The 26,804-nt window shown below is 44.8% G+C and carries 23 protein-coding genes; 6 read left to right on the forward strand and 17 right to left on the reverse strand.

What is annotated here, in order from left to right; all coding sequences use genetic code 11:
* Positions 1-168: 168 nt before the first annotated feature.
* A complete protein-coding gene (locus JO154_RS15365; protein ID WP_291947025.1) occupies positions 169-1,221 on the reverse strand; it encodes a FecR domain-containing protein in 1,053 nt (350 codons plus the stop codon).
* 244 nt (positions 1,222-1,465) lie between these two features.
* On the opposite strand from JO154_RS15365, the gene JO154_RS15370 reads away from it, so the two are divergent.
* Complete coding sequence (locus JO154_RS15370; protein WP_291947027.1) at positions 1,466-2,002, forward strand: RNA polymerase sigma-70 factor; 537 nt, start codon at positions 1,466-1,468, stop codon at positions 2,000-2,002.
* Between the two features lie 65 nt (positions 2,003-2,067).
* Here JO154_RS15370 and JO154_RS15375 read toward each other — a convergent pair whose 3' ends face one another.
* The 5 genes from JO154_RS15375 to JO154_RS15395 all read right to left on the reverse strand — a co-directional run bounded on the left by JO154_RS15375 (position 2,068) and on the right by JO154_RS15395 (position 10,515).
* Positions 2,068-3,645 carry a RagB/SusD family nutrient uptake outer membrane protein gene (locus tag JO154_RS15375; RefSeq protein WP_291947029.1) on the reverse strand — a complete coding sequence of 526 codons (1,578 nt, stop codon included), beginning with the start codon at positions 3,643-3,645 and terminating at the stop codon, positions 2,068-2,070.
* A gap of 27 nt (positions 3,646-3,672) precedes the next feature.
* Entirely contained in the window at positions 3,673-6,840 is a 3,168-nt protein-coding gene (locus JO154_RS15380; protein WP_291947031.1) for a TonB-dependent receptor, read from the reverse strand.
* Positions 6,841-7,547: 707 nt separating this feature from the next.
* On the reverse strand, positions 7,548-8,840 hold the full coding sequence (locus tag JO154_RS15385; protein ID WP_291947033.1) for a hypothetical protein: 1,293 nt from the start codon (positions 8,838-8,840) through the stop codon (positions 7,548-7,550).
* Positions 8,841-8,893: 53 nt separating this feature from the next.
* The gene (locus JO154_RS15390; protein WP_291947035.1) at positions 8,894-9,607 is read right to left on the reverse strand and encodes a LytTR family DNA-binding domain-containing protein; all 714 of its coding nucleotides are present in this window, start codon (positions 9,605-9,607) and stop codon (positions 8,894-8,896) included.
* Positions 9,604-10,515, reverse strand: a complete 912-nt coding sequence (locus tag JO154_RS15395) for a histidine kinase (protein ID WP_291947037.1) — start codon at positions 10,513-10,515, stop codon at positions 9,604-9,606. Before JO154_RS15395 ends, JO154_RS15390 begins: the two co-directional genes overlap by 4 nt.
* A gap of 429 nt (positions 10,516-10,944) precedes the next feature.
* Here JO154_RS15395 and JO154_RS15400 point away from each other — a divergent pair, with 429 nt between their 5' ends.
* On the forward strand, positions 10,945-11,988 hold the full coding sequence (locus JO154_RS15400; RefSeq protein ID WP_291947039.1) for a serine hydrolase: 1,044 nt from the start codon (positions 10,945-10,947) through the stop codon (positions 11,986-11,988).
* A gap of 60 nt (positions 11,989-12,048) precedes the next feature.
* Here JO154_RS15400 and JO154_RS15405 read toward each other — a convergent pair whose 3' ends face one another.
* Entirely contained in the window at positions 12,049-14,175 is a 2,127-nt protein-coding gene (locus tag JO154_RS15405; protein ID WP_291947042.1) for a thiamine pyrophosphate-dependent enzyme, read from the reverse strand.
* A 78-nt stretch (positions 14,176-14,253) separates the two neighbouring features.
* Here JO154_RS15405 and JO154_RS15410 point away from each other — a divergent pair, with 78 nt between their 5' ends.
* Positions 14,254-14,688, forward strand: coding sequence for a MarR family winged helix-turn-helix transcriptional regulator (locus JO154_RS15410; RefSeq protein ID WP_291947044.1), 435 nt, complete (start codon positions 14,254-14,256; stop codon positions 14,686-14,688).
* Between the two features lie 56 nt (positions 14,689-14,744).
* On the opposite strand, the gene JO154_RS15415 is transcribed toward JO154_RS15410, so the two are convergent.
* From JO154_RS15415 to JO154_RS15430, 4 genes are all read right to left on the reverse strand, one after another.
* Positions 14,745-15,356, reverse strand: a complete 612-nt coding sequence (locus JO154_RS15415) for a fumarylacetoacetate hydrolase family protein (protein WP_291947047.1) — start codon at positions 15,354-15,356, stop codon at positions 14,745-14,747.
* A 54-nt stretch (positions 15,357-15,410) separates the two neighbouring features.
* On the reverse strand, positions 15,411-15,992 hold the full coding sequence (gene pth, locus JO154_RS15420; protein ID WP_291947050.1) for an aminoacyl-tRNA hydrolase: 582 nt from the start codon (positions 15,990-15,992) through the stop codon (positions 15,411-15,413).
* A 115-nt stretch (positions 15,993-16,107) separates the two neighbouring features.
* Positions 16,108-16,698: a 50S ribosomal protein L25 gene (locus JO154_RS15425; RefSeq protein WP_291947052.1), complete on the reverse strand. Its 591-nt coding sequence runs from the start codon at positions 16,696-16,698 to the stop codon at positions 16,108-16,110.
* A gap of 43 nt (positions 16,699-16,741) precedes the next feature.
* Positions 16,742-17,701: a ribose-phosphate pyrophosphokinase gene (locus JO154_RS15430; RefSeq protein WP_291947054.1), complete on the reverse strand. Its 960-nt coding sequence runs from the start codon at positions 17,699-17,701 to the stop codon at positions 16,742-16,744.
* Positions 17,702-18,030: 329 nt separating this feature from the next.
* Between JO154_RS15430 and radC the strand changes: the two genes are divergently transcribed.
* Genes radC through JO154_RS15445 form a run of 3 tightly spaced genes read left to right on the forward strand, consistent with a single transcriptional unit; the run spans position 18,031 to position 20,159 of the window.
* A complete protein-coding gene (radC, locus tag JO154_RS15435) occupies positions 18,031-18,738 on the forward strand; it encodes a DNA repair protein RadC (protein WP_291947056.1) in 708 nt (235 codons plus the stop codon).
* Positions 18,739-18,785: 47 nt separating this feature from the next.
* Entirely contained in the window at positions 18,786-19,772 is a 987-nt protein-coding gene (locus JO154_RS15440; RefSeq protein WP_291947058.1) for a Gfo/Idh/MocA family oxidoreductase, read from the forward strand.
* Between the two features lie 48 nt (positions 19,773-19,820).
* Complete coding sequence (locus JO154_RS15445; protein ID WP_291947060.1) at positions 19,821-20,159, forward strand: hypothetical protein; 339 nt, start codon at positions 19,821-19,823, stop codon at positions 20,157-20,159.
* Here the strand turns inward: JO154_RS15445 and JO154_RS15450 are convergent, their stop codons facing one another.
* The 6 genes from JO154_RS15450 to JO154_RS15475 form a co-directional block, all read right to left on the reverse strand.
* The gene (locus tag JO154_RS15450; RefSeq protein WP_291947061.1) at positions 20,160-20,837 is read right to left on the reverse strand and encodes a 2-C-methyl-D-erythritol 4-phosphate cytidylyltransferase; all 678 of its coding nucleotides are present in this window, start codon (positions 20,835-20,837) and stop codon (positions 20,160-20,162) included.
* Positions 20,838-20,920: 83 nt separating this feature from the next.
* Entirely contained in the window at positions 20,921-21,970 is a 1,050-nt protein-coding gene (queA, locus tag JO154_RS15455) for a tRNA preQ1(34) S-adenosylmethionine ribosyltransferase-isomerase QueA (protein WP_291947062.1), read from the reverse strand.
* A 99-nt stretch (positions 21,971-22,069) separates the two neighbouring features.
* Entirely contained in the window at positions 22,070-23,803 is a 1,734-nt protein-coding gene (locus JO154_RS15460) for an ABC transporter ATP-binding protein (protein WP_291947064.1), read from the reverse strand.
* A 21-nt stretch (positions 23,804-23,824) separates the two neighbouring features.
* Positions 23,825-24,595, reverse strand: coding sequence for an AMP nucleosidase (locus JO154_RS15465; protein WP_291947067.1), 771 nt, complete (start codon positions 24,593-24,595; stop codon positions 23,825-23,827).
* 74 nt (positions 24,596-24,669) lie between these two features.
* Positions 24,670-25,116 carry a type I restriction enzyme HsdR N-terminal domain-containing protein gene (locus JO154_RS15470; RefSeq protein ID WP_291947070.1) on the reverse strand — a complete coding sequence of 149 codons (447 nt, stop codon included), beginning with the start codon at positions 25,114-25,116 and terminating at the stop codon, positions 24,670-24,672.
* A 172-nt stretch (positions 25,117-25,288) separates the two neighbouring features.
* Positions 25,289-26,707, reverse strand: a complete 1,419-nt coding sequence (locus JO154_RS15475) for a Glu/Leu/Phe/Val dehydrogenase (protein ID WP_291947072.1) — start codon at positions 26,705-26,707, stop codon at positions 25,289-25,291.
* Positions 26,708-26,804: the final 97 nt, after the last annotated feature.

Raw genomic sequence — 26,804 nt, forward strand, 5'->3', positions numbered from 1 at the left:
CGGATCTTGCCGATCGGTTCAGTTGTTTAGCCTTTGTCAAAGGGGAATGTTGCCGCATTTCCCTTTTTTCATGATTCTAAAGCAGTTATGATAGTTAATTTTTTACATGTCCATTGATCATGGATTTTATGTGATTAATCAGTTGTGAAACTGTTATGGATACAGTTGTTACCAAATAGTTACTGTTCTTTTTTCATTGTCCAGGCTATACTGAAAGCCCAGTGTGATTTGGAGGGCATCCAATACATCCCCAATAGTTTGTTTTTTAAATGCACCTGTGAAGACTTCTCCTTTATACTTATCGTTTTTAAAAGAGATGGATACATTGTACCATCTTTCTAGGTCGTGTGATAATTCTTCCAGTGTCAGATTGTCGAATTCGAAGCGGTCATCCATCCAGGCGGTTGGCGGCGCCGGGCTTTCGCCAGTAATAGTGTTGGTAACGGATTTAGTGGGTGCAATGGTGAAATTGGCGGCTAGTTTACTGCTGCCAGTATTATTAGTATTGACGATATCCAATTTATTGATCACCAGTTTTTGAGAAGGCAACAGAATGATCTCTTTATTTTCATTATTATGGTCACCGGCAGAGAAATCTACCGCTACTTTTCCGCTTATAAGTGTTGTTTCAATTGCTGCATCTTCCGCATATGCCTTGACGTTAAATGCAGTTCCCAATACTCTGATATTCACTGCACCTGAGTGAACGAGGAATGGGTGAGCAGGATCATGTTTTACATCGAAGAAGGCTTCGCCAGTGAGGGTTACCTCTCGATCTCCTTTCAGGAACTGGTTGGCATCATATTGCAGCTTGCTGCATGCATTCAGCACTACGCTACTACCATCCGGCAGCAACAGGGTTGTTTTGGAACCATTTTTCGTAATCACTTGGTTCGCATAAGTGGTGGCTGTAGATTTAGGCCAGAAGAGGAATACACCTACCATTAAAGCGATGCTGGCCGCCGCCGCAGATACCGTTTTCCAAGGGAAACGAGAACGGATAATCTTTGGAGGTTGTTCATCCAGCCATTGGGATAATTTTCCCATACCCCTCATTTTCAATGCATCCGCTTCTTCATCAGTAAAGGTACTGCCGTCGAAGACATGATTAATATCTACTACTATATTAAAAGAATACTGTAGCTCTGGATGTTGCATCAGCAACTGGTCCAATTCTTCCAGCTCAGCGGGAGAAGCCTCCCCTGCCGCCTTTCTGGCCATCAGTATATATATGCGACTATGCTCAGTCATTAAAAAATCGATGCGTTATGTAAGTAGGTCGAAGGGAAAATCAAAAACCCCCAAAGCCAGAAAAAATATTTTTAAACTTTTCAGTGAGAATAATTTGTTAACGTGGATAGAATATTTTGTTAACTTTAGCTTAATCTACGTTATATAAATTGCAACCAGAATCTAGCGGTAAAAAGGGATGGAGCAGTGTAAAATAAATCAGCTATTTACTGATATGACAGCGAACAATGATGAAGAAGCGTTTAAGCTCTTCTATAATCAATGTTTCGTGCGGCTACTTCGTTACTCCTATTCACTCACCCGTTCCCGTGAAGTGGCGGAAGAAATTACCAATGATGTATTCATGCATTGCTGGCAGAAAAGGGAGACCCTGTCCCATATTCAAAACCCTGAAGTATATCTTTTTGTAGTGGCTCGCAATAAAGCCGTCGATTTTAGGCGTAAACAGGCTAATTTCAGGGAGATAGACATTTCGGAAGATGAGCGTATCCAAATTGCATTTGACAGCAATCCCGAGGAGCTAATGATATCTGCGGAGATGGTCAGGAAAATGGAAATAAGCATTGAGCAATTACCCCCCAAGTGCAAAACCATTTACTTGATGATTAAGCAACATGACCTGAAGTACAGAGAAGTGGCTGCTATATTGAATGTATCTATCAAAACGGTAGAAAATCAATTATCTATTGCCATGAAAAGACTCACTTCTGCAGTACGCTTCACGCTTGAAAAAGAAAATATCTGCAAATAAAAAAAGCAGTGCTTCCCGCGCTATGCCACGGAAAGACACTGCCCCTTAAACCAGTAACTTCATCACTAGTTACCGTAACCATCGTTTTGTGGCTTCAGATTCGGGTTGTTTTTCATCTCGAATGTTGGAAGCGGGAACAATAAATGTTTTTTCTGTAATGACTGTCCGGAGTTCTTATTGACATGCCCAATGAAATCATCAAAGTCGTTGGTATCTTCATTATACACCTTTTGCAGGCGTACCATATCAAACCAAATAATACCTTCGTAACAGAACTCGTGCCAGCGCTCACGCCATACCGCCTTTTCAAAGCCAGTAACATCCAGTCCGGATAAAGCAGGAATACCCGCCCTTCCACGAACTGCATTCAATGCCGTATAGGCGGCAGCGTTAGGTGATCCATCTGCTCTATTCTGTGCTTCCGCATAGATCAATAAAGTTTCAGCATAACGGATCTGCGGTACATTCAAGTTACTCAAACCTGTGCCCGGCGTACCTTTAGTACCGTGTGCCACCACATCGAAATGCTTGAAAATATAAGGTGCACCCAGCGCGAAGTCCTCTTTATACCCATCCACATAGTAAGAAGTGAAGAAAAACTGCTGTTCATCTGTACGTTTATCTCCTGGCTCGAATTTTTTGTAGGAGTCGTAGAACGATTGCGTAGGCATAGAACTACCGACCCCACTACCTTTAGCGGAAATGTTTTTTGCCAGTGAGTTATTTGGCAACATGATAGATTGCAGCGGATTCTCCTCTACGCCTGCCAAGTACTGTACACCGAATAAATGTTCCAGCCTGTTGTTTGTAGATACTGAATGCAACTGGCTATATGTCGGGAACAGATTGATATCATTCGGATGTGTGGAGGAATAGTCAATCACTTCCTTCGCCTTATCTGCCGCCAGTTTATAATATGCAGCTCCTTTATTCAAAGGTTTTCCAGCCATCGTCAGGTACACTTTGGCCAGTTGCGTTTTGATAGCAGCTAGGCCTACACGACCCGTAGCGTCCGTCCATGGCAGGCCGGCAGCTTCCGCTGTCTGTAGATCTTTCACAATTTGATTATAGACATCCTCCGTTTTTGCGCGGGATGGAGAGAAATCTGTAGAGCTGGCCGTCTGTGATTTCAAGATCAATGGCACATCCCCCCATAATCTCACTGCATAAAAATAAGCCCATGCACGGAGGAAGCTTGCTTCGCCCAAAACTCTCTTCTTCTGCAAAGAATCCATGGGATTGATTTTCGGCACATTGTCTAGGGTAAGGTTACATTGTGCGATCTCCTTGTATAATCCTTTCCACCAATTACCGATATGAAGGTTATCCCCGTTATATACGAGGCCCAGGAGGTTATTCAGGTCAGAGTTCTGGGCGGTTCCGGTAGTAGCAGTACCCGTAACAGCATCCAACATCTGGAAGTTGTTAGAGAAGATACCAGCGCCTTCTCCCACGATGCGCGTACGGGCATATGCCGCAAACACAGCGGCGTCCGCATGTTCAGGGAGGGTGAAGTAATTATCCGGCGAGAGGTTTCCCGGATCCTGTTCATGCAGGAATTTTTGGCAACCGGTGCCAGAGCCCAGCAACAGCGCTCCTGCAAAGGCCAGCAGTATGGTTCTGTTGAATATCTTGCGTTTCATGACTGTTTACTTTTAGATAACTGAAGTTTAGAATGCCACATTAAGTCCGAAAGTGTAAGTAGTAGGCTTCGGATAGTCGAAGAAAGTCTGTCCCTGGGCAAATACATCGCCATAGGTAGTTACTTCCGGATCATTGCCACTAAACTTAGTTTTCAGGAAGAAGTTCTGTACAGAGCCATAGATACGGAGTCTGGACAGGTGCATTTTCTGTACGGTTTCCGCAGGGAATGCATATCCCAGTAACAGGTTTCTACCGCGGAGGAAAGAACCATTTTCTACCCAGCGTGTATCCACATTCGTTACATATCCCGCAGATGGGTTACGTGGCGCAGCAATCATGGTATTTTGATGTGTTGGCGTCCAGTAATCCAATACGGATTTAAAGCTGTTGGCCAAGCCGGTACGGTCTTCACCAGAGTGATGTGTCATGTTGAGTACATCGTTACCATACATAAATTGCAGGTCAATAGACAGTTCCCAATTTTTATATCTGAAATTGTTGATGAAAGCGCCCCATCCTTTCGGGTTTCCGTTACCGATGATCTGACGGTCCGCATCATTGATGGCGTGGTCGCCATTTACATCCAAGTACTTGATGTCTCCCGGTAAAATCGGCTTACCACCTCGGTAATCCGTGAATTTAGCGGCTTCTGCTGCTTCCGCAGTACTCCAGGTTCCCAGGCGTACGAGGCCCCAGAATGAACCTACGGGCTCGCCTACACGAATAATGTTCGTCTGGTTAGTAAAGTTAGGTCCACCCACACCGAAGATATCCGCAGGAGTGGCGAGCGACAATACCTTATTTCTGTTGAAAGAAATGTTGAAAGCACTGTTCCAGGTAAAGTTCTTCGCATCTATCGCTGTTGCATTCAAACCAATTTCAAACCCTTTGTTTTCCATGCTACCGATATTCTTTTTAATCGTCGTATAGCCGGAACTGGTAGGTACGGGTGCATCTAGGAGCATATCGTTCGTACGACGATAATAGTAATCCACTTCCAGGTTAATCCTGTTTTTCAGGAAACCAATTTCAGCACCGGCATCATATTGCGCCGTTCTTTCCCAATGCAAATCTTCATTGGCGAGGCGATTAGTACCTATCCCTTGTACTTTAGCCCCATTGATCACTGCCGCATACGTGCCGCTAGCAGCCAGGGATGCTAGAGAAGAGTAAGCAGCAATTTCAGAGTTACCGGTAAGACCATAGCTGGTACGGAGTTTCAGGTTTGACAACACCTTGTTTCCTTTCAGGAATGGTTCCTCTGTTGCTCTCCAGGCAAGGGCTGCAGACGGGAAGATGGAGTATTTTTTATTCTCCCCGAATTTAGAAGAACCGTCAGCACGACCTGTAAACGTCACCAGGTATCTGTCTTTATATCCATAGTTCAACCTTGCGAAATAGGAGTTAAAAGCAAACCTGGAGCGGGAAGAACCCACACCACTGGCAGGAATATTGGAACCAGCACCGAGGTTATTGTTTTCAAAGTAATCCGTGGAGAAGTTCTCTGCTCTCGCGTTGAAGCCGAAAGTATTGGTTTCCTGCCAGGAGAGACCCACCATGCCGGTGAAGCTGTGTTTCTCGTTGAAACGCTTATTATAGGTCATGTAGTTTTCGAACGACCAATAGCTTTCGCGATCATTGGCATCAATGGCAATCCCTTTTTGACTAGCGGAGATGTCCAGCAGGGAGCGACCATTCCACTCATTGCGGCCACGGGTAACGATATTGGTACCGAGTACGCTCTTAAAAGTAAGTCCTTTAGCCAGTTGCAGTTCAGCATATACATCTCCGAGGAGGTTCTGGGTATTCAGGATATATTTTCTGTCTGTCAGGATTTGAACAGGGTTGGAACCACCTTCCGCGCCAGGATACATTTTATTATTCGTCCAGGTGCCATCTTTCAGTTTAACCGGCAGGAAAGGCAGCGCTTCCGTAATCATACGAACAGAGTTCAATCCGCCAGTACCAATGTCCACGAGGTTTTCTTCCTGGTTGTTATAGGAAAGGGTACCACCTACGCGTAACCATTCTTTCACTTTAGAATCGATGGTAAACCTAGCGGAATAACGTTTCAGGTAGGAATTCAGGAGTAAGCCTTCATCATCGAGGTAACCGAGGAAGAGGCCGTACTGCGACTCCGCATTACCGCCGGTAAAGCCCAACTGGTGGTTCTGGGAGAGCTTATGTTGGATGGATTCTTTGAACCAATCGGTATCATAGTATGGCTGACCATTTTTATCGAAGAGGTTAGGATCCGTTCTTTTGAGGGCAGGGTTTTTAGAAACATAGTCGCCTCGTGCCCAGCCTGCTGGATCATATATTTCCGCGTTTTTCCATGCCAGGTCTTCCACTTGCATATATTCTTTGCTATTCAGCATTTGAACACGGTGTGGGCCGGGCGTGTTCATACCTGCGTATGCATCGTAGGTAACGCGTCCGCCAGTGGCAGTACCTTTTTTGGTAGTAATGAGGATAACGCCGTTGGCGCCACGAGCACCATAGATGGCGGTAGCCGAAGCATCTTTCATTACTTCCACGGATTCAATATCGCTTGGGTTAATGAAGTCGATCGCATTGCTGCTTTGGGTTTGCGTACCCATTGGCAGTACAACGCCATCCACTACATATAATGGGTTATTGGATGAATTGATGGAGCTGAAACCGCGGATACGTACGCGGGTCTGACCACCTGGCCGACCGGAGTTGGTATTCACTTGAACACCAGGTATACGGCCGCTGAGGGCCTGGTTGAGGGAAGGGGCGGGTCTTTCCTGTAATTGGGCTGCGCGCACAGATGCTACGGAGCCTGTCAGGTCGGACCTTTTGGTAGTACCATATCCGATTACCACCACGTCTTGGAGGGACTTGGTATCGGTGGTGAGGGACATGTTGAAATCTAAATTGAAATTAAAATTGATACTAACAGGTTTTTCCTGCGGTGTGTAGCCAACGAAAGAGAATACCAATACGACACCTGGTTTGGCTTCGATGGAATAACGGCCATCTGAAGCAGTTTGTGTGCCGACACTAGTTCCTTTTACTTGAACGGTTACGCCGGGCAGTGGGGTGTTATCCCTTCCGTCGAAGACGCGCCCGGTGATTTTTTTTGACTGCGAAAATGCAACCAGGGCTGCCAACAGCATAATCGTGCTGAGCAGAGCTGTCCGCATCCGAAGTGTCAGTCTGTTCTTCATACATTAGATTTTTTTGGTTTTGTTACAGCAATTGCTAAATCGATTAAGCAAAAGACTTCCAGTCATCCCAGCATAGCGGTGATGAAGTTTTGGGAATAAGGAAGCCGTTTGTACTGAAAGCGTACAAAGGAAGATGACTACTATAGTTTTCGTATAGCCATCTTAGTTAGCGTACAATAAATGTTTAAGGTTTACATGAGATTTACTGATTGATAATGGAATTGAATCACTCTTGGAGAAAAGACCTGGTGCCTTACGTGGAAAAATAACCTGGGCCTCCTCCAATTCTTATTAAGCATTACGCTGCAAAAATATTTGCTGTTTTTCCGGCATAGGCGGTTGTATCCGATTTTTGCAAAACGGTGCTACAACCCTTTACAAAATCGATTTAGCATAATGAATATACCAGGAAACGTCAGTGGAAATAATTTTACATAAGTTAGAAAGATTTTAAAGTTTTCAGTTTTACAGCATGTCGTGGAATTATAATCGTATCCGCTTATCTATTCTGGTTCTTCTTTCCGTTATGCAGTAGGTTTTCTTTGAATTTTCTGATGATGGCTATTGGCAAACAAATACAGAAACCGGGCTCACATTTTAGCTTTATGCTCGATAAAAATAGCAATATTTCCCAATAACTAAAACGTTTTTGCAACTTTTTTTTCCGCTGGTGATATATTCACCGTTAATCCAACATCTCCTAGGAATTAAGTTAAAGTTTTCCACTGGTGTAATAATGCAGGTAATCCTTCTTGCTCGAATATTATCCGACCGATTTTTAATTTCCCCCATCCCGGGCGCAACTGATATAAGAAACGCGGAATACCATTTTCCATGGAACAATCCATGTAACTAGCCACTAGCCTACTATCCACAGGCAATAATTCTTCTAGTTGATGTAAATGTGTGGAAATAACAAAGAAGCCTTTCGGATAAGTTAACAACCCAGCAATAGTCTGTCTGGAAATATCTGTTGCATCATCCACATTAGTACCCCGAAATAGCTCATCAAAAATGGCAAAACAATTTGCTCCCTCCGTAGCCCGCTCCAGCGTATGTTTCAGGTGCTTTACCTCCATCATAAAGTGACTGTATCCACTTTTCAAATCATCTGTCAACTGTATCACGACACTGATCTCATCAAAAAAAGGCAATCGACACCGCGACGCCGGTACAGGCATTCCTGCATGCGCGAGAAATACACATCCTCCTAGGGTTTTCAACAGGGTGGACTTCCCAGACATATTAGGGCCAGTCAGCAACAACACCCTACCATTGCTCTCCAGCGTATTCTTGATAGGATGCTTCAACTGCAAGTGGTAGCAGTCTTCCAATAATATGCCCTCTTCTACAAACTCCGGAAACACCAGTTTGAGTCGTACCGTACTCCTAGCAATAGACAACCAGGCTTCATAGGTATTAACGGTTTGCCAGAATTGCTTCCATTCTTCACCAGTTATTTCCTTTTGTAATAACTTCACCAGCTTACGCTGTGCTGCTGCGGAAAAACCAGCACCACTCGAAAGTCCCACCCAATGCGCAGGCGCCAGCTTTTCCAACATGGCTTTCAGTTGTTTCAGCGAGTCGGCCATCTCCCCATCAAACACTTCTGGTTGTATATGATTAAAATACCGGTGGATATTATCCAACAAACTAACTGTTTGTCGCAACCCTCCTGCCAGCCAGTATTGATCATTTTTATGCTGTTTGTAATTGGTAATCTTGCCGATCCAGTCTGCTGCATCACTGATCTCCATCTCCATAAACCGACGCAGGAATGAGGTAACCTCTCCATAATCAGCACTCGCATAATTCATTTTCGTATAGTGGTAACCGTTATGAATAATGGTTTGAATAATTTGCTGCTTGGCATGCACTTGCGGAAGCGAGGGAGGCGCGTCTAACATCAATGCTGTCAGGATTTCACGGGCATCAGGATTCTGGGTTTCATCAAAAATGGGGATGAGTTGTTTAATATCCAGGTCTTTGATATTGTGCATGCAGGCGAATTTGCCGAATAGCAACAGGAACTATGCCGAACTGATTATCCAGCTTATCTACCTACCAAATTATTTGTCACAAAATTTGCAAATACCTGTTCCCGATAAGCATTACCTATACCCAGCTCCATTTCACCCACCTGCACATCATGATGCGTCAAACTCTTCACATGTCTGATATTGACGATTACAGACTTGCTGATTCTCAAAAACATATCCGAAGGAAGATACTCCTGTATCGTTTTCAGATTTAGCGCCGGCATTATCTTCCGGTCAATCAGATGTAATACACAATAATCTCTGATTCCTTCTACATATAAACATTCCTGGAAAGAAATGCGATGCAGTCGCCGGTCTGCACGTACAAAGAAATAATCCTGTTTTTCATTCGCCTGGCGCTTGTACTGCCGCTTTAAATCCACATATTCCAGGGCTTTTTGAACGGCCTGCACAAAACGTAAAGGGTGAATAGGCTTTACCAGGAAGTCGATTGCACGCACATCATAACTTTCCAGCGCATATGCTGCATGGGCTGACGTAAAGATCACCAATGCCTCCCCCTGATAGGTGCGCGCAAAGTCCAATCCACTCATACCATGCATCCGAATATCCAAAAAAATCAAGTCTACTTGATTCAACTCCAGGAAACCAACTGCCTTTATAGGACTGTCAAAACAGCCCAGTAATTGCAAGGTCACATCCTTTTCCACCAACATCCGGATCTTTTCTCTAGCAAGTGGCTCATCATCTATTACTATACAGTTCATATATGTAAGGTTATTTCCACAGAAAATTGTGTACTGCTTTCCGAAATGGAAATAGCATGATTTGACGGATATAATATCTCCAGTCGCCTGCAAATGTTTTTCAGTCCACTTCCGCCTTTATAGCTTCCCTGGGCCGCCCCTACAGCGTTTACACAACGAAATATCAACCGCCTTGCCTCCATAAACAACTGCAACCGGATGGTTGGCTGTCTCTCATAATCATTATGCTTAACGGCATTTTCTACAAAAGGCAGCAACAACAACGGAGGTACCTCGATATTTTCCATCGAGCCTTCTACCTCAAAAGTGATATCCAGCTTATCATGTCGCAGTTTTTCAAGAAACAGGAAATCTTGTACCATCGTAATCTCCTGTTGTAAGGGAATCATTTTATTACTGGTCAGGTATAACTGATAGCGCAGCAGACCTGATAATCTATGTACCACTTCCGATGCCTGATGCTGATCTGTATATATCAATACATCCAGGTTATTGAGCGTGTTAAACAGGAAATGAGGGGACAACTGTTTTTTTAAATTCTCCAGTTCCGTTTTTAAATATGCTGCTCTATAATAATGGTTTTCCAGCCACTGCCCCAACAAGCTGACAGCAGTAGAAGCTGCCAGTAAAAAAACCATCAGTATATAAAATACCAACACGTCTTTTACGGTATAAGAAATAAAGGTAATCTCTGATTTCATTAGGGGCACAAACCAGGACCTTGTCCAAATGGTTAACAAAAATAGCCAGGTGAAAAGGATACAGGAAGACACGATATACGCCTTATACCTGGCCTTCAACAATAATGACGGAATAAAATAGTAGATATTCGTATAAGGCACTACCAGCAGAAATAACAGGGCAATCGCACGCATTAAAGGCTGCCAGGCAGGCTGATATTCCTTCATATCGATAATCAGGTAAAAAAAGGCAGCCGGCAATATATGCCAGCATCCTTTTACTGCTACTCGCCGGCACTTTTGCAGGAAGTACATTCCTATGGTTAAATCTCCACCATTCACCATCTGTAATAGAATAATTAGCCTACGAATCTTTATGCCGATGCCACAAACCTCATCATTTCGTCTACCAATATTACGCTTCCGGGTGATCCTTACCCCTATGTCCAACTTATCCGCACACTATAAGAGTTGGTAGACAATTATCCCCTGGTTGGTATAAAAATCCATATAGCAGGCGGAATTCCCGCTTCTTTTATGAAAAAAAGCATGAAGTACTATTTTATCGGACTGCTCTCGGTGGTCCTTCTTTGCAGCGCTTGCAGGAAAAACAAAAAAGAAGCAACAGCCTTTAACACAGTATCCGTCGAAAATCAAATGGAGAGGATCGTAAATGACCTGAAGGTCCCAGGTATGGCTGTTGCCTTAGTAGGCACAGATGGTATCCTCTGGAGCAAAACCAATGGGATGGCGGATATGGAAAAGAAAGAACCTGTAACCGAAAAAACTGTCTTTAAACTCGGGTCCATTGCAAAAACAATAGTGGGACTAAGTGTATTAAAATTGCAGGAAGAAGGAAAACTAAATCTGGATGCCAATATCAATGATTACCTACCTTTTAAAGTCGTTAACCCCAACAATCCAGGCAAAAAAATCACGCTAAAACACTTGCTGACACATACTTCCGGCATCAGGGATACCATCTATGAAAGAGACCTTTTAACGGAAGGATTTCTAACCATGGACCAAGACAATCCTATGGCGTTGAAAGAATATGTAAAAAACATGCTAACACCTGAAGGACAGTTCTATAACCCAGTCACCTTTATGGACGACAGTAAAGGTGCTATATACTCTTATAGCAATATAGGAGCGGCCCTGGCAGCCTGTATTGTAGAGCAGGTATCCGGAGAAAGTTTTGATACTTACTCCACCAGCGCATTCTTCACGCCGCTCAGTACCCACACACTAGTCTGGCATCTGCGGGATTTCAGCTCACAGCCCTTCGCCATGCCATATTACTATACCACTACGCTGATGCCTACGGGCAAGTATAGCATGGTGGATTATTGCAGTGGAGGATTACACAGTAACCTGACAGACCTGGCCGCTTTCGCGAGGATGCTCATTAACAATGGTATGGCTTCTGGAAAGCAGTTGATAAGTCCCCAATCCCTGGATCTTATGAAAAAGGTGCCATTTCCTGATGTAGCACCAACCCAGGGACTATTCATGCAGCACTATAAATTAGGTACCAGTGATATTTTTGGACATAGCGGGGATTTACCTGGAGGTAGTTCACTACTGTATTTCTGTCCGGATACCAAAAGAGCGGTTGTCATTATTTTGAACAGAAAAATCGAGGAAGAAGATATCCACGTGGCAGTAAATCAGCTACTGGGAGATGTGTTCAAACTTTAACCCAAAAAAGGTGTTTCCCCGCGGGGAAACACCTGTAAATATCCATCAACGGCAAGCCTGTTAGTAATTCAATAATTCCTGCATCATGGCAGTTACTTTATCAGGATTAGGTAGCATAGCCGCTTCCAGTCCCATATTCAATGGTACTGCCGGCAAGTCCATAGCGCCCAACATATATACCGGTGCATCCAATTCACGGAAGCAGACCTTCTGTATACGACCAGCCAGTGATTGCGTGAATGAATTATTTAGTTGTTCTTCTGTCAGCAACAGGCATTTACCATGTTTCTTGACAGTTTCAAAAATCAATGCTTCATCCAATGGAAACAGGGTACGCAGATCAATGATTTCCACATTACCTTCGAAGGCTTTAGCAGCGGCTTTCGCCCAGTAAACGCCCATTCCGTAGGTGATAACGCAAATGGAATTACCCATGGCTACATCCTTCGGATGCGCTTGTTGCACAATGGCAGCCTTACCCAATGGCAGTATATAATCGGCTGCGGGCTCAATAGTCATCGCATCTTGTGTTCCCGGTACTTTGCTCCAATAAAGACCTTTATGTTCCAGCATTACTACCGGATTAGGGTCCAGGAATGCCGCTTTCAGCAAGCCTTTCATATCCGCAGCATTGGATGGATACACTACTTTAATCCCTTTAATGGATAACAAGGTAGATTCCACACTACCGCTATGATAAGGGCCTCCCCCACCATAAGCGCCAATAGGCACGCGTACCAGCGTCTGTACGGGATATTTCCCTTGCGTTAGATAGCAGGATTTAGAAATCTCTGTTACCAATTGGTTGAAACCAGGATATATATAGTCGGCAAACTGTACTTCCACAATAGGTTTTACGCCCACCGCGGAAAGTCCTGCTGTAGACCCAATAATATACGCTTCTTGAATCGCGGTATTATATACGCGATGATCACCGAATTTATCCCCAAGGGTAGCGGCTTCGCGGAAAACGCCGCCTAATCGACGTCCTACGTCCTGACCAAAGAGGATCGCTTCCGGATATTGTTGCATGATCTCTTCAATAGCATGCAAAGCAGCATCCACCATCACCACTTTAGCTCCGCCAGCAGGGGTACGTTCCCCTTTTTCTGCCGTCACGGGAGTAGGCGCAAATACATGCTGCGCCACTGTTTCCGGCGAAGGTTCAGCAGCAGCAGCGGCTTCCTGGAAAGATTTAATAATATATTCGTTCGCGTTAGTTTCGATTTCATGTAATGCCTCTTCCTGAACGCCTTTGCGCAGGAGTAAACTTTTCAGTTTAGGCATTGGGTCATTCTTCGCATGTTTCTCCAGGTCTGCGGCATCGCGGTACCATTCCTTTCTGACGCCAGAAGTATGGTGACCAAGCAATGGCACAGAAGCCTGTACCAGTATCGGTTTACGTTCATGACGTACATAACTGATAGCCGCGGCCATACCATGCCAAGCAGCGTCATAATCACTACCATCCACCCGCATGCGTTCCAGTCCTTTAAAACCGGCAGCATATTCATATGCATCCATTGCACGGGCTTCAGGAGCAGTCACAGAAATGCCCCATTCATTATCCTGTACCAGGTAAATGATGGGCAGTTCTTTCAGCACGGCAAATTGTAAAGCTTCACTCACTTCTCCTTCCGTTACACTGCTGTCGCCGAGAGAGCACACCACTACTGGCATTTCGCCATCCGGGCCTGTTTTCAGCAGCTTCGATTGTATCTGTGCTAGGTATTGCAGCCCTTGCGCCATTCCAGTGGCTGGAATGACCTGCATACCGGTTGCACTGCTCTGGTGTGGGATCTGCGGCCTGTCTGGTCGATTGCTATTAGGATGTGAATAGTAGGAACGACCACCAGAAAAAGGATCATCCGCTTTGGCGAGCAACTGCAACATCAACTCATATGGCGAAAACCCCATGGCCAACAGCATGCTATCGTCCCGGTAATAAGGACTTACATAATCCCAAGGATGTAATTGTAAACCGGTAGCAATCTGGATGGCTTCATGACCTCTGGAGGTGGAGTGTACATACTTGCAGATGGGGCGATTGGCTTCATAAACGGCAGCCATGGCGGCGGCTTCACACATCAGGCGATAGGCAGTCAGCAGGTTTTCCTGGGTGACTGTCTCCCCGATCCCTTCAGCCGGCGCTTTTAAAGTTGAAACGCTTGTACTATCTTTAAACACGTAAGACTGTTTTGGTGATGTAAATGGAAGAAGCAAAATAGTTGCTATAACAACTGTTGCTAATGCAAATTAATGAATATGACTGATACTTTCGTCAGTAATCCATCTTTTTTTAAGCTGGATGCTACGCTGAAAAAATTGCGCAATTATTGGCAGAAACAGTTTGATGCCAAGCAAAAAGACATAACGGTGGACCAATGGTTGTTAGTAGAAAATCTGTACAAGCATAAGAAGACGACCCATAACGAACTCGCCCGTAATACCTCTAAGGACATTACTACGATTTCCCGGATTATAGAGTTACTGGTAAAGAAAGGGCTGGTACAGCGGGAGGCGGATAGTGTGGACAGACGTAAGGTTTATCTGCAACTGACGCCGGCTGGTGTAGAAAAGTACAAGGATGTAAAGCCCATGGTGCATGATATGCGTAAGGTAGGCTGGAAAGGCCTCTCAGAGCAGGATTATAGCGAGTTGACCCGTATTCTGGATACTATTTATGAAAATGTACCATAAGCAGATGGTATAAACCGGGAGGTTTTAGGCAGACAGCCAGTCCTCCCGGCCAATAATTATTTCACAGAAAATTCCAGCAGGCTGTCATCCTCAATAAAGGCTTCGAAGCCATCTCCTATTTCAGTCGGGCCTACGCCGGCAGGGGTACCGGTGAAGATGAGATCTCCGATGTTCAAGGTAAAATATTTGGAAATATAGGCAACGAGATAATCGAAAGAAAAGAGTAGATCTTTCGTATTTCCTTGCTGGGCCAGTGTTTTATTCTTATACAGGCAGAAATTGATATCTTTTTTATCCATTTCTGGCGTGATAGGTATGAATTTACCTACGATAGCAGAGTTATCGAAGGCTTTCGCGATTTCCCAAGGCAGCCCTTTGGCTTTTTGCTTTTCCTGGATATCGCGGGCAGTGAAGTCGATACCTACCGAAATCTGGTCATAGTACTTATCAGCGAACTTTTCCTGAACATGCTTACCGTTCTTGCTCACTCTGAGTACCAGTTCACATTCATAGTGGAGATTGCTGGTAAACTCCGGGTAATAGAATGGGTGATTATTCTGTAGCAAGGCATTTTTCGGTTTCATGAAGATCACCGGTTCGGTTGGTACTTCATTTTTCAATTCTTTGGCATGGTCGGCATAGTTTCTACCTACGCAAATAATTTTCATAATGCGCTTGTTTTTAAAGGTTAAATAAAGCAGATAGCTGCCATATTTACAAATTTACTTTACAGAAGGGTAAGTAAGGTTATTAAAAGTATTCATAGTCCGGGCAATTCCGGTCGTGGCAAAGCTCTCGATTATTTCTACGGATTTCTCGATTTTCTCTTGTACGATGGCGATTTCATCGTGTTTCCATTTACCCAATACAAATTCCACCTGGCGGCCTTTGGGATAGTTATTTCCGATGCCAAACCGGAGCCTTGGATATTGGCTGGTGGCCAGGGAATCCTGGATGCTTTTCAGGCCGTTATGACCCGCATCGCTACCACTGCCTCGAAGACGCATCACATCTAATGGAAGAGCGAGCTCATCTACGAGCACCAGCAGATTTTCTATAGAAATCTTTTCCTTATCCATCCAGTATTTGATGGCTTTCCCACTGAGATTCATATACGTGGTAGGCTTAATAACGATAAATATTTTGCCTTTCCATTTGATTTCGGCTACATCTGCTAGTCGGTCGTTGTGAAAGGAGCCATTATGTTTGGCCACAAAGGCATCTGCCACGTCAAATCCGATATTATGACGGGTATGCTGGTATTCCGCTCCGATATTTCCCAGTCCTGCTATTAAGTACTTCATAATGCAATTAACAGGTATAAAATTAAAGAAGATGAAGATTGGGTGCTTGGGTTGGTTCCAAAATTAAAGAGCCCACGCGATGGCGTGGGCTCTTTTGAAAAATATTCCTAAAAGATTATTTCTTTTTAGCATCTTTTTCAGCAGTTGCTTCTTCCTGACGCAACTGACGAGTCATAACTACAGACGCGATAGGAATACGTGGAGAGTTGGTGATTTCGATACCTTCAACTTTCACGTCTTCAACGCGGATGTTACCGTTCAGTTCCAGGTTTTCGATGTTTACTTCGATAGATTCAACCAGGTGCTTAGGCAATGTTTTAACTTTCAGTGCTTTCAGTTTGCTAACCAGTTTACCACCGGCTTTAACACCTACAGACTGACCAACCAATTTGATAGGAATTGTCACGCTAACTGGTTTATCTTCTACCAGTTCCATGAAGTCGATGTGAGCCAGTTCGTCTGTAACAACGTCAAACTGCAGATCTTTCACTACGCATTTGTAGGTTTTAGCGCCCAATTTAACTTCAGCGATTTGGAAATCAGCAGTGTAAACCAGGGTTTTGAAAGCTTTGGCAGGAGCTGAAAAGTTTACAGTTTCTGCACCCCCGTAAATAACACAAGGCACTTTTTCCTCAGAACGGATCGCGCGGGTGGCTTTTTTACCGAATTCGCTCCTGAGTTGTCCTTCGATGGTTATTGTTTTCATTGTTTAAACAATTTATATAAATGAATAAATAAATACTACTTCATTAATCACCTCTGCGATGGCTATGAATAAACAGATTGGTGATCGATTTATTCTCGTGCATGTTGCGGATAGCCACTGCAAAGAGTTCTGCCACAGAGATCACTTTGATCTTAGGGCTATGCTGCTTCAATGGAATGGTATCACATACCACCATTTCTTCCAGTACGGAATTTTCGATGTTTTCGTACGCTTTACCACTGAATACAGGGTGAGTACAGAAAGCACGAACACTTCTAGCGCCTTTCTCCTTCAGGAGGTTGGCAGCTTTGGAAAGCGTACCGGCAGTATCACAGATATCGTCAATGAGCACAATGTCCCTGTCTTTCACATCTCCGATAACAACCATAGAGGCAATCTCATTGGCACGTTTACGGTGTTTATCACAGATCACCATTTCGGCGCCGAAATAGGCAGCTATTTCGCGTACACGACTGGTGCTACCTACGTCAGGGGACGCAAAGGTAAGATTTTCCAGCTTTAATTGCTCAATGTAAGGGATAAAAATCGCAGAGCTATCCAGGTGATCCACCGGAATATCAAAGAATCCCTGGATTTGCGGAGCATGTAAGTCCATGGTAATTACCCTGTTAGCTCCTGCTGAAGTCAGCAAATTCGCTACCAGTTTAGACCCAATAGCCACACGTGGCTTGTCTTTCCTGTCCTGACGAGCGAAGCCGAAATAAGGAATTACTGCGGTAATATACCCTGCAGATGCACGCTTAGCTGCGTCGATCATCAAGAGCAGCTCCATCAGATTGTCAGAAGGAGCATTGGTTCCCTGAATCAGGAAAACATAGTCACCGCGAATACTTTCCAGGAATACAGGCTGAAATTCGCCGTCACTGAATTTCTGGATTTTTGCTTTACCAAGGCCATTAAGTCCGTTTCCGTAGCGCTTGGCGATTTTCTCTGCCAATGCCGGATTACTGTTGCCTGTGAAGATTTTTACTGAAGGTTGCATACTAGTGGAAAAGAGGATGCAAAACTATGATTTTTTGAGAGTTCCCGCAGCAATTTTTTCGCACAAATTTAATATTGACGAAATAATTAATTCATACTTATCTCATAAACATATCAATACACACTACTTATACAAATGCTTTTTAATGCGGAGCTGACCCCAAAGTGCAGCACAGTGCAGCGTCACCGCCCTTCGCCCCGTTGCTACCGCAGGCGTAGCAATTGTAATGAAAAGACTTTTTAGGCTGCTCCTAGTAAATAAAGAAATATGTTTAGGGAGACACGTATCTTCCAGGATGAGATCGTATCTTTAAGTAAAGTCAGAGAGGTATGTTTGTGAATGTTAACCCAACCAATTACGTGGCCATTAAAAAATGGTCCGATGGGGATAAACCCCGTGAAAAGCTCATCGATAAAGGCGCTACCGCCCTCAGTGATGCAGAACTACTAGCCATTCTTCTGCACACTGGCCATCAGCAAAAATCTGCCGTAGATCTAGCCCGAGAAATACTCCGGCTCGCAAAAGATAACCTATCCGAACTAGGTAGGCTTAATGTGAATGATCTTCGCAAGCTGAAAGGCATGGGCACTGCCAAAGCCGTGACCATAGTAGCCGCCCTGGAACTCTCCAGGCGCAGGCAGGCTTCCCGCGTACTCCAGAAAAACGTGATTCAAACCAGTTCGGATGCGGCACTTTTCTTTAAGCCACTCCTCGCAGATCAGCACCACGAATCATTCTATGTCATGTTCCTCAATCACGCCAACAAAGTTTTACAGTGCAAATGCGTCAGCAGCGGAGGCATGTCCAGCACAGTAGCCGATCCCAGGATTATTTTCCGGGAAGCCCTGGATCTACATGCCACCAAAATAATCCTCTGTCACAACCATCCAAGCGGCAGCCTGCGGCCCAGCCAGGCGGATATCTCCGTGACAAAAAAAATCAAAAGTGCGGCAGCCCTTTTCGATATAGAGGTGCTGGATCACATCATAGTGGCCGAAACAGGGTATTTAAGCCTGGTGGAAGAAGGCGTGATTTAAAAATGCATAATTGTGATTACTTTCGCATCAATTTATTCAAATCCAATATGCTCAAAATAGGAATCTTCGGGGTAGGACATCTAGGGAAAATCCACCTTTCTCAGTTAGTAACCATGAAAGACGTTGAAGTAGTAGGCTTCTTCGATCCCAGCGACGCAAACGCAGCCAGTATCGCGGATTTATATAATATTCCACGATTCAAATCAGCGGAAGAACTCATTCTCGCAGTAGATGCCATAGACATCGTCGCTCCTACTACCCTCCATTTCAACCTCTGTGAAATGGCCATCCGCAACGGCAAACACATTTTTGTGGAAAAGCCAATGACCAATACCATCGATGAAGCTAAAACCCTGGTAAAACTGGTGGAAGAAGCGAATATCAAATTCCAGGTAGGTCATGTGGAAAGATTCAACCCAGCCTTCTTGAGCCTCAAAGGTTATGACCTCAATCCCATGTTTATTGAGGTACATCGCCTCGCTGAATTCAACCCTCGCGGTACAGATGTAAGCGTTATCCTCGATCTCATGATCCACGATATCGATATCGTGCTCAGTATCGTGAAATCCTCTATCAGCCGTATCTCCGCTAGCGGTGTTGCGGTAATGAGCGATACTCCTGATATTGCAAACGTACGTATCGAATTCCATAACGGTTGCGTAGCCAACCTGACCTCCAGCCGCATCTCCCTGAAGAAAATGCGCAAAATGCGCCTCTTCCAGAAAGATGCTTATATCGGTATTGATTTCCTGGACAAAAAATCCGAAATCATTAAACTGAAATCACCTGCTGATGAAGGTAAATTCACCCTGGATATCGAAACCAACAGCGGTAAGAAAACCATCGCCATCGATAACCCAGAAATCAAACAAACAAATGCCATTCGCATGGAACTGGAAATGTTCCGCGACAGCATCCTGCAAAACAAACCAGTTGCAGTTACGGCGGTAGATGGCCTCATGGCAGTAGATGTAGCCCATCAAATCCTCCACAAAATCAATAAGACCCTCGCCGAAGAACAGGCGACTAAATAAAGTAACTATTTCCGCTGTCAGTCCGTTTCAGATACATAAAAATTTCCCATGAAACGTACCTGCTACTGGCTGACAGCAATTCTCTTTCTTTCCTCCTGCATTACAGATCCACCTCCCGGCCCTTCTTTCCAACGTATACTTTATAACGAAACTGCTTGCAATGATCCCTGGGGAAAAGCAGTCAATACAACGCCTACCCTGGTAGACAAATGGCTACAGGATAAAGGTATCCATACCGCATACAACACGGAATTGGAAGGCTCCACAGCCGATTCCCTGTTACAGTCGCCCGATTGCAGCAAACAAACTGGACGCCGTTATGTATTGGCTATTTATTCAACAGATGTGCAAAAGGCAATTGACGCCGGTGTAAAACCAACAAAATAATTAGCGCTCTGCCAGCAAAGCCGCAGCTATCACCAAGTCCAGCGGACGCGTGATTTTGATATTGGCCTCCTCTCCTGCCACCAGGTGTACGAAGTGTCCCATATGTTCCGCTACTGTGGCTTCATCGGTGAAGAGGGGATCATAAGGCTGATCAAAGGCGGGTAAAATGATTTCAGAAAGAAAGGTCTGAGGAGTCTGAACAATTTTATACTTTTCCCGGTCTACTGCACGGTTTCCCATTGCATTGGTTTCCCGGATACTGTCTTTCATATCGATGACTGGAATGGCGCTACCATGGCTCAACGCAGCTTCATAACACCTACGGATCAACGAAGTGGACACCAAGGGTCTTACACCGTCATGCACAAACACCACGGCATTGCTTCCTGCTTGTTGCAAACCATTGCGTACCGAATGGAAACGTGTCTCCCCACCCTTTACCAACGTAATATCCGGACGCACTTCGAAATGAGTCAATACCTTTTCAGCGGTTTCAAAATGGGCTTCTGGTAATACCAGCACAATCCTCATATCAGGAAAAGCATTCGCGAAAGCGGCAATGGTATGGTATAAAACGGGTTTGCCCGCCAGTTCCAGGAATTGTTTGGGAATGGCGCTCTGCATGCGGGAACCGGAACCTCCGGCAACAATGATGGCAACTTTTTTTCGCTGTTCCATGAAGTTGAAAAGTACAGTAAGATATTAACAAAAAAAATTCCCACCGGCGGGAGGCGGGTGGGAATTTGAAAAGATGATTATCATTAGAGAATCAGCATGGCATCACCATAACTGAAGAAACGATATTTCTCTTTGATTGCTTGCTGATAAGCTTCCATTACCAGGTCATAACCAGCAAATGCGCAAGTCATGATCAACAGACTGGTTTTAGGAAGATGGAAATTGGTTACCAGGGCATTCGGAATTGCGAAATCATAAGGAGGATGGATGAAGGTGTTTGTCCAGCCTTCAGCCGCTTTCAGATGATTTTGAGCAGTTACGGAAGATTCCACTGCACGTACGGAAGTAGTACCGATAGCGCAGATTCTGCGGTTTTCTTCTTTCGCCTTGTTTACAATTTTCACTGCATGTTCATCGATGTGGAAATACTCAGCATCCATTTTGTGTTTGCTCAGATCTTCTACTTCAATAGGACGGAAAGTACCCAAACCAGTGTGGAGGGTTACTTCTGCAAATTTAACACCTTTGATTTCCAGGCGTTTGATCAGCTCACGGCTGAAGTGCAAACCAGCAGTAGGAGCCGCTACAGCGCCTTCATACTTTGCATAAACTGTCTGATAACGCTCTTTATCTTCTTCTTCTGGTTTACGCTTGATGTATTTTGGTAACGGCGTTTCTCCCAGGGTATCCAAAACTTGCTTGAACTCATCGTCGTTGCCTTCGAAGAGGAAGCGAATGGTACGGCCTCTGGAAGTAGTGTTATCAATTACTTCAGCTACCAGTGACTCATCGTCACCAAAATAAAGTTTATTACCAACACGGATTTTACGCGCTGGATCCACAATAACATCCCACAGACGGTTTTGCTTGTTCAGCTCACGCAGCAGGAATACCTCGATTTTTGCGCCTGTCTTCTCCTTGCGACCATACAACCTTGCAGGAAATACCTTCGTATTGTTCACAATCATTACATCCTTGTCATTGAAATAACCCAGGATGTCCTTGAAAACTTTGTGCTCAATTTTTCCGGTAGCACGATGTACCACCATCAAACGTGATTCATCTCTGGTTTTGGAAGGATGCTGTGCAATGAGATTTAAAGGCAGGTCGAATTTAAACTGTGATAGTTTCATATTACGGTATGAATAGATTTTTAAAGTGCGCAAAGTTACCTATTTTTCTCCACTTCGTCAAAAAATGGTAATTGTTGCTATGAATCAATAAATTATACATTAAATTCCTTTAGGTATGGCAGCTATCAGTTGTTGGGTGTATGGATCCTGTGGATGATGATAAATTCGGTCTGCATCCCCGCTTTCCACAATCCGACCCTTCTGCATCACCAGCATGCGATCACTGATAAACCTCACCACCGATAAATCATGAGAGATAAAAATACAACTGAAACCGAATTCTTCCCGTAAACTTATCAGCAGATTCAATACCTGTGCCTGTATGCTCACATCTAGCGCGGCTACCGATTCATCACAGATAATAAAGGAAGGATTTACTGCTAATGCTCTCGCAATAACGATACGCTGTCGCTGTCCACCGGAAAACTCATGTGGGTACCGGTTAAAGTGTTCTGGGAGCAGGTTTACCTTGTCCAACAACTCCAATGCCTTTTGCATTCTCCCCTGGGCATCTCCATACAATCCATGTACCTCCATTGGTTCCAACAGCGCTTTCCCTACGGGAATTCTGGGGTTCAGCGAAGAGTAAGGATCCTGGAAGATGAGCTGGATATCTTTCCGCATGGCCCGCATCGCCGTGGCCGACAAACTCCTCAAATCCTGTCCTTTATAAACAATACTTCCTCCAGTTGGTTCTATCAATCTCAATAAACTCCTACCAAGCGTGGTTTTACCGCAACCAGACTCTCCTACCAGACCAAGCGTTTCTCCCACTCGCAAGTCAAAACTCACATCATCCACCGCTTTCCGCCATTCCAATACCTTTCCAGTGATGGAACGTTTGAGCGGAAACCAGGTACAAAGTCCTTTTACTTCCAGCATCGGTGGTTGCGCAGCCAGTTGGGTCCGGCGAGCTTCCTGCTGTACAGGACTCATGATCAACGTATTTACAAAGGATTTCACAGAAGTGGTGTCTGTACCTCCAGTATTATCCATAAAATCCCGGATCACAGGGAGCCTTGTCAGTCGCTTATCCAACGGCGGCCTACAAGCTAGTAACCCTTTCGTATAGGCGTGCACGGGATGATGGAAAACCTGCGCTACGGGGCCTTCTTCCACAATATCCCCTTTGTACATCACCATTACCCTGGAGGCAATTTCGGCCACTACACCCAGATCATGGGTAATAAACAGCACACTCATATCCATCTGTTGCTGTAATTCTTTCAGCAATTCCAGGATAGCTTTTTGTACGGTAACGTCTAGGGCGGTGGTAGGCTCATCTGCGATGAGCAGTTTAGGTTCGCAGGAGATAGCCATAGCGATCATCACGCGTTGTTTTTGGCCACCGGATAATTCGTGCGGGTATCGGTGTAACATCGCTTCCGGATCGGGAAGCTTCACTTTTTCGAACAGGGCAACTGTTTTGGCGGCAGCTTCCTGACGAGAGATATTTTTATGGAGACGAATTGCTTCTGACACCTGGAATCCACAGGTTAACAGCGGGTTCAGGGAAGTCATCGGCTCCTGGAAAACCATAGCCACTTCATTCCCGCGATAGCCACGCACGGCATCAGGAGAGAGCCGGAGAAGATTGACTGGATCGGCATCAGTATAGTATAATATCTGTCCGCTTTCAATCCTGCCGGGCTCCTGTACCAGTTGCATGAGGGAGAGCGCTGTAACGGATTTTCCGGAACCGGATTCTCCTACTACGCCTATCATCTCTCCTTTCCCAATGGTAAAGGAGATACTTTTAACGGCTGTTATTTCTTTTTGGTCCGACCGAAAAGTTACTTTCAGGTCTTTTATCTCTGCCCGCGTGGATTGCATAGCGGGAAGATACAACAAATCTTAGAAGCGTAGATGCTTCACAGTCTGGTGACTATCGATTAATTTCTGCAGCGATTCAATACCTATTTTCAGGTGTCTTTCCACAAACTTACCCGTTACTTTCTTATCGCTTTCTTCTGTTTTCACACCCTCTGGTACCATTGGCTGATCAGACACCAGCAACAGTGCACCTGTAGGGATTTTGTTGAAGAAGCCTACAGAGAAGATAGTGGCAGTTTCCATATCTACGGCCATAGCGCGGATTTTCTCCAGGTATTGTTTGAACTCTGCATCATGTTCCCAGATACGACGGTTGGTGGTATAGCAGGTACCTGTCCAGTAATCATGGCCGGCATCGCGGATGGTAGTGGAAATAGCTTTCTGCAGGGCAAATGCTGGTAATGCAGGCACTTCAGGTGGGAAGTAGTCTGTAGAGGTTCCTTCTCCACGGATAGCCGCAATTGGGAGGATCAAATCACCCAGTTGGTTCTTCTTTTTCAGTCCACCACATTTTCCAAGGAACAATACCGCTTTAGGATTGATAGCAGTGAGCAAATCCATGATGGTAGCGGCGCCAGGACTTCCCATACCAAAGTTGATAATGGTAATGTTACCAGCAGTAGCACATTGCATAGGTTTACCAATGCCAACAATTTCCACGTTGTTCCATTCGGCAAACATAGTAAGGTAATTACTGAAATTGGTGAGGAGGATGTGTGTTCCGAAGTTTTCTAACTTTTCACCAGTGTAGCGGGGCAGCCAATTAGCTACAATTTCTTCTTTTGTCTTCATAGCCTTTTGACAAGCAAATATAAGGCATTTTTCCCAATTTCGGCGGAGGATGCTATTAACCGCTTGTTAAAGTATTAGCTACCATATCCCGGCAATGCTTCCAGGAAGTGCCATCCGGCTGTTTCCGCGCGGTAAGTACAGCAATAGGTATGGTTACCGTTGGTGATCACCAGGTAATCCGCAGGAATGACCATTTTATAACGTACCGCCTGTTCCAGAGTTTGGGGGCCCAGGGGGACATTCATCTCCTTACATTCTATCAGCATCCATGGCTTTGCGTCGCGGTTATAGACCACTATATCAAATCGTTTCTTCATCTCCCCCAGGTAAATCTCTTTTTCCACGGCAATCAAGGAGGCAGGATATTGCAGCACCTGTACCAGGTATTGCAGGAAATTCTGTCTCACCCACTCTTCCGGGGTTAGTACTACATATTTCTTTCTAAATCGGTCAAAAATCAGGGTTTTATCCCCTTCTTTCATCACTTTGAAGTCTGGCTCTGGAAATTGAATTTGGATCAATCGTGCGTTATTTATGTCGCGAAGATAGGTTGTTAAAGAAAAAACAAGCTGTATCAAAAAAATAAGGAAATGGAGTGACGTCTGCAACGTCACTCCATTTCCTTATTTTTTTGTCGCCCTGCCCGATGGGCAGGGGCGACAGGCAGCAAATTTCAAACTGCTTATAATTATATTATGGGAAGATACCGAGTTGTTCGTATGCGGCACCTACTTTATTGATAGCGCATACATAAGCAGCAGTACGCATATCGTGGATTTGCGGATTGCTGAGCATTACATCGCGTACTTCGTGGAGGGCGGCGTGCATGGTTTCTTCCAGGCCGGAATATACCAGATCCACCTCATCAGCGCCATGAGCGATGAATTTTCTTTCTTTATCGGATACTTTTTTACCGGTGAGATCTTCGATGGTTTGGAGAATATGGAAATTCATGTTTTCATCGAAGCGTTTACCCAGACGTCCGTAACGAACGTGGCTGAGGTTTTTGAGCCATTCGAAATAGGAAACGGTTACACCACCTGCATTGAGGAACATGTCAGGAACAACGATCACTCCTTTCTTATTCAGGATTTCGTCTGCTTCTGGCGTTAAAGGGCCGTTAGCAGCTTCACCGATGATCTTAGCTTTTACGTTAGGAGCGTTATGTTTGTCGATTACATTTTCCAGTGCAGCGGGGATGAGGATTTCACAATCTAATTCGAGGCCGTCTGTATTTTTGTTGAGGCTAGTAGATCCTGGGAAGTTGTTGATCGAGCCGGTAGCTTTTTTGTGTTGGAGTACTTCGTCGGGGTTAAGGCCGTTTTCGTTGTAGATAGCGCCGTCCCATTCTATCAGGCAGATTACTTTGGCGCCGGCTTCGTGGAAGTATTTGGCGGCATGATAGCCTACGTTACCCATACCTTGCACCACTACTCTTTTTCCTTCGATACCGGTTTTAAGCCCGATTTTATCCATGTCTTCTTTGATGTTGCACAGCTCGCGCAGTCCGTAGAAAACACCCAATCCAGTAGCTTCGGTACGTCCGCGAACACCTCCTTGAGACACTGGTTTACCGGTAACGCAGCCGTAGCCATCAATTTCACCGGGGCGGAGACTCATGTAGGTATCGAGGATCCAGCTCATTTCTCTTTCGCCCGTTCCGTAATCTGGTGCTGGAACGTCTGTGCCTGGGCCGATAAAGTTTTTCTTCACCAATTCGGCAGTGTAGCGGCGGGTGATGGCTTCCAGTTGGAAAGGAGTGTAATTGCGGGGATTGATTTTGATACCGCCTTTCGCACCACCAAAAGGAACGTTTACGATGGCGCATTTGTAGGTCATCAGCGATGCGAGCGCCATTACTTCGTCCTGGTTTACCTCTTCACTGAAACGGATACCACCTTTACATGGCAGTTTGTGATGAGAGTGTTGCACGCGGTAAGCTTCAATCACCTGCACTGATTCACCAATTCTTACCGGGAATTTGATCTGGTAAACCGCGTTACACGCTTTGATTTGTTCCAGGATACCTTTGTCCCATTTGGTAAATGCGGCTGCTTTGTCGAAGCTTCTTTCCACACTTTGGAAAAAACTGTAATGCTGATCTTGCGGCATAATATATCGTTTTGGTATAATGATTAGATTTCTATCTAAAGACTTCTATCTATCTCTATCTTCCATTTCCTGATGTTCTTTGTTGGTTAATCAGGAA

Source organism: Chitinophaga sp., from assembly GCF_019236475.1.
GTDB lineage: Bacteria > Bacteroidota > Bacteroidia > Chitinophagales > Chitinophagaceae > Chitinophaga.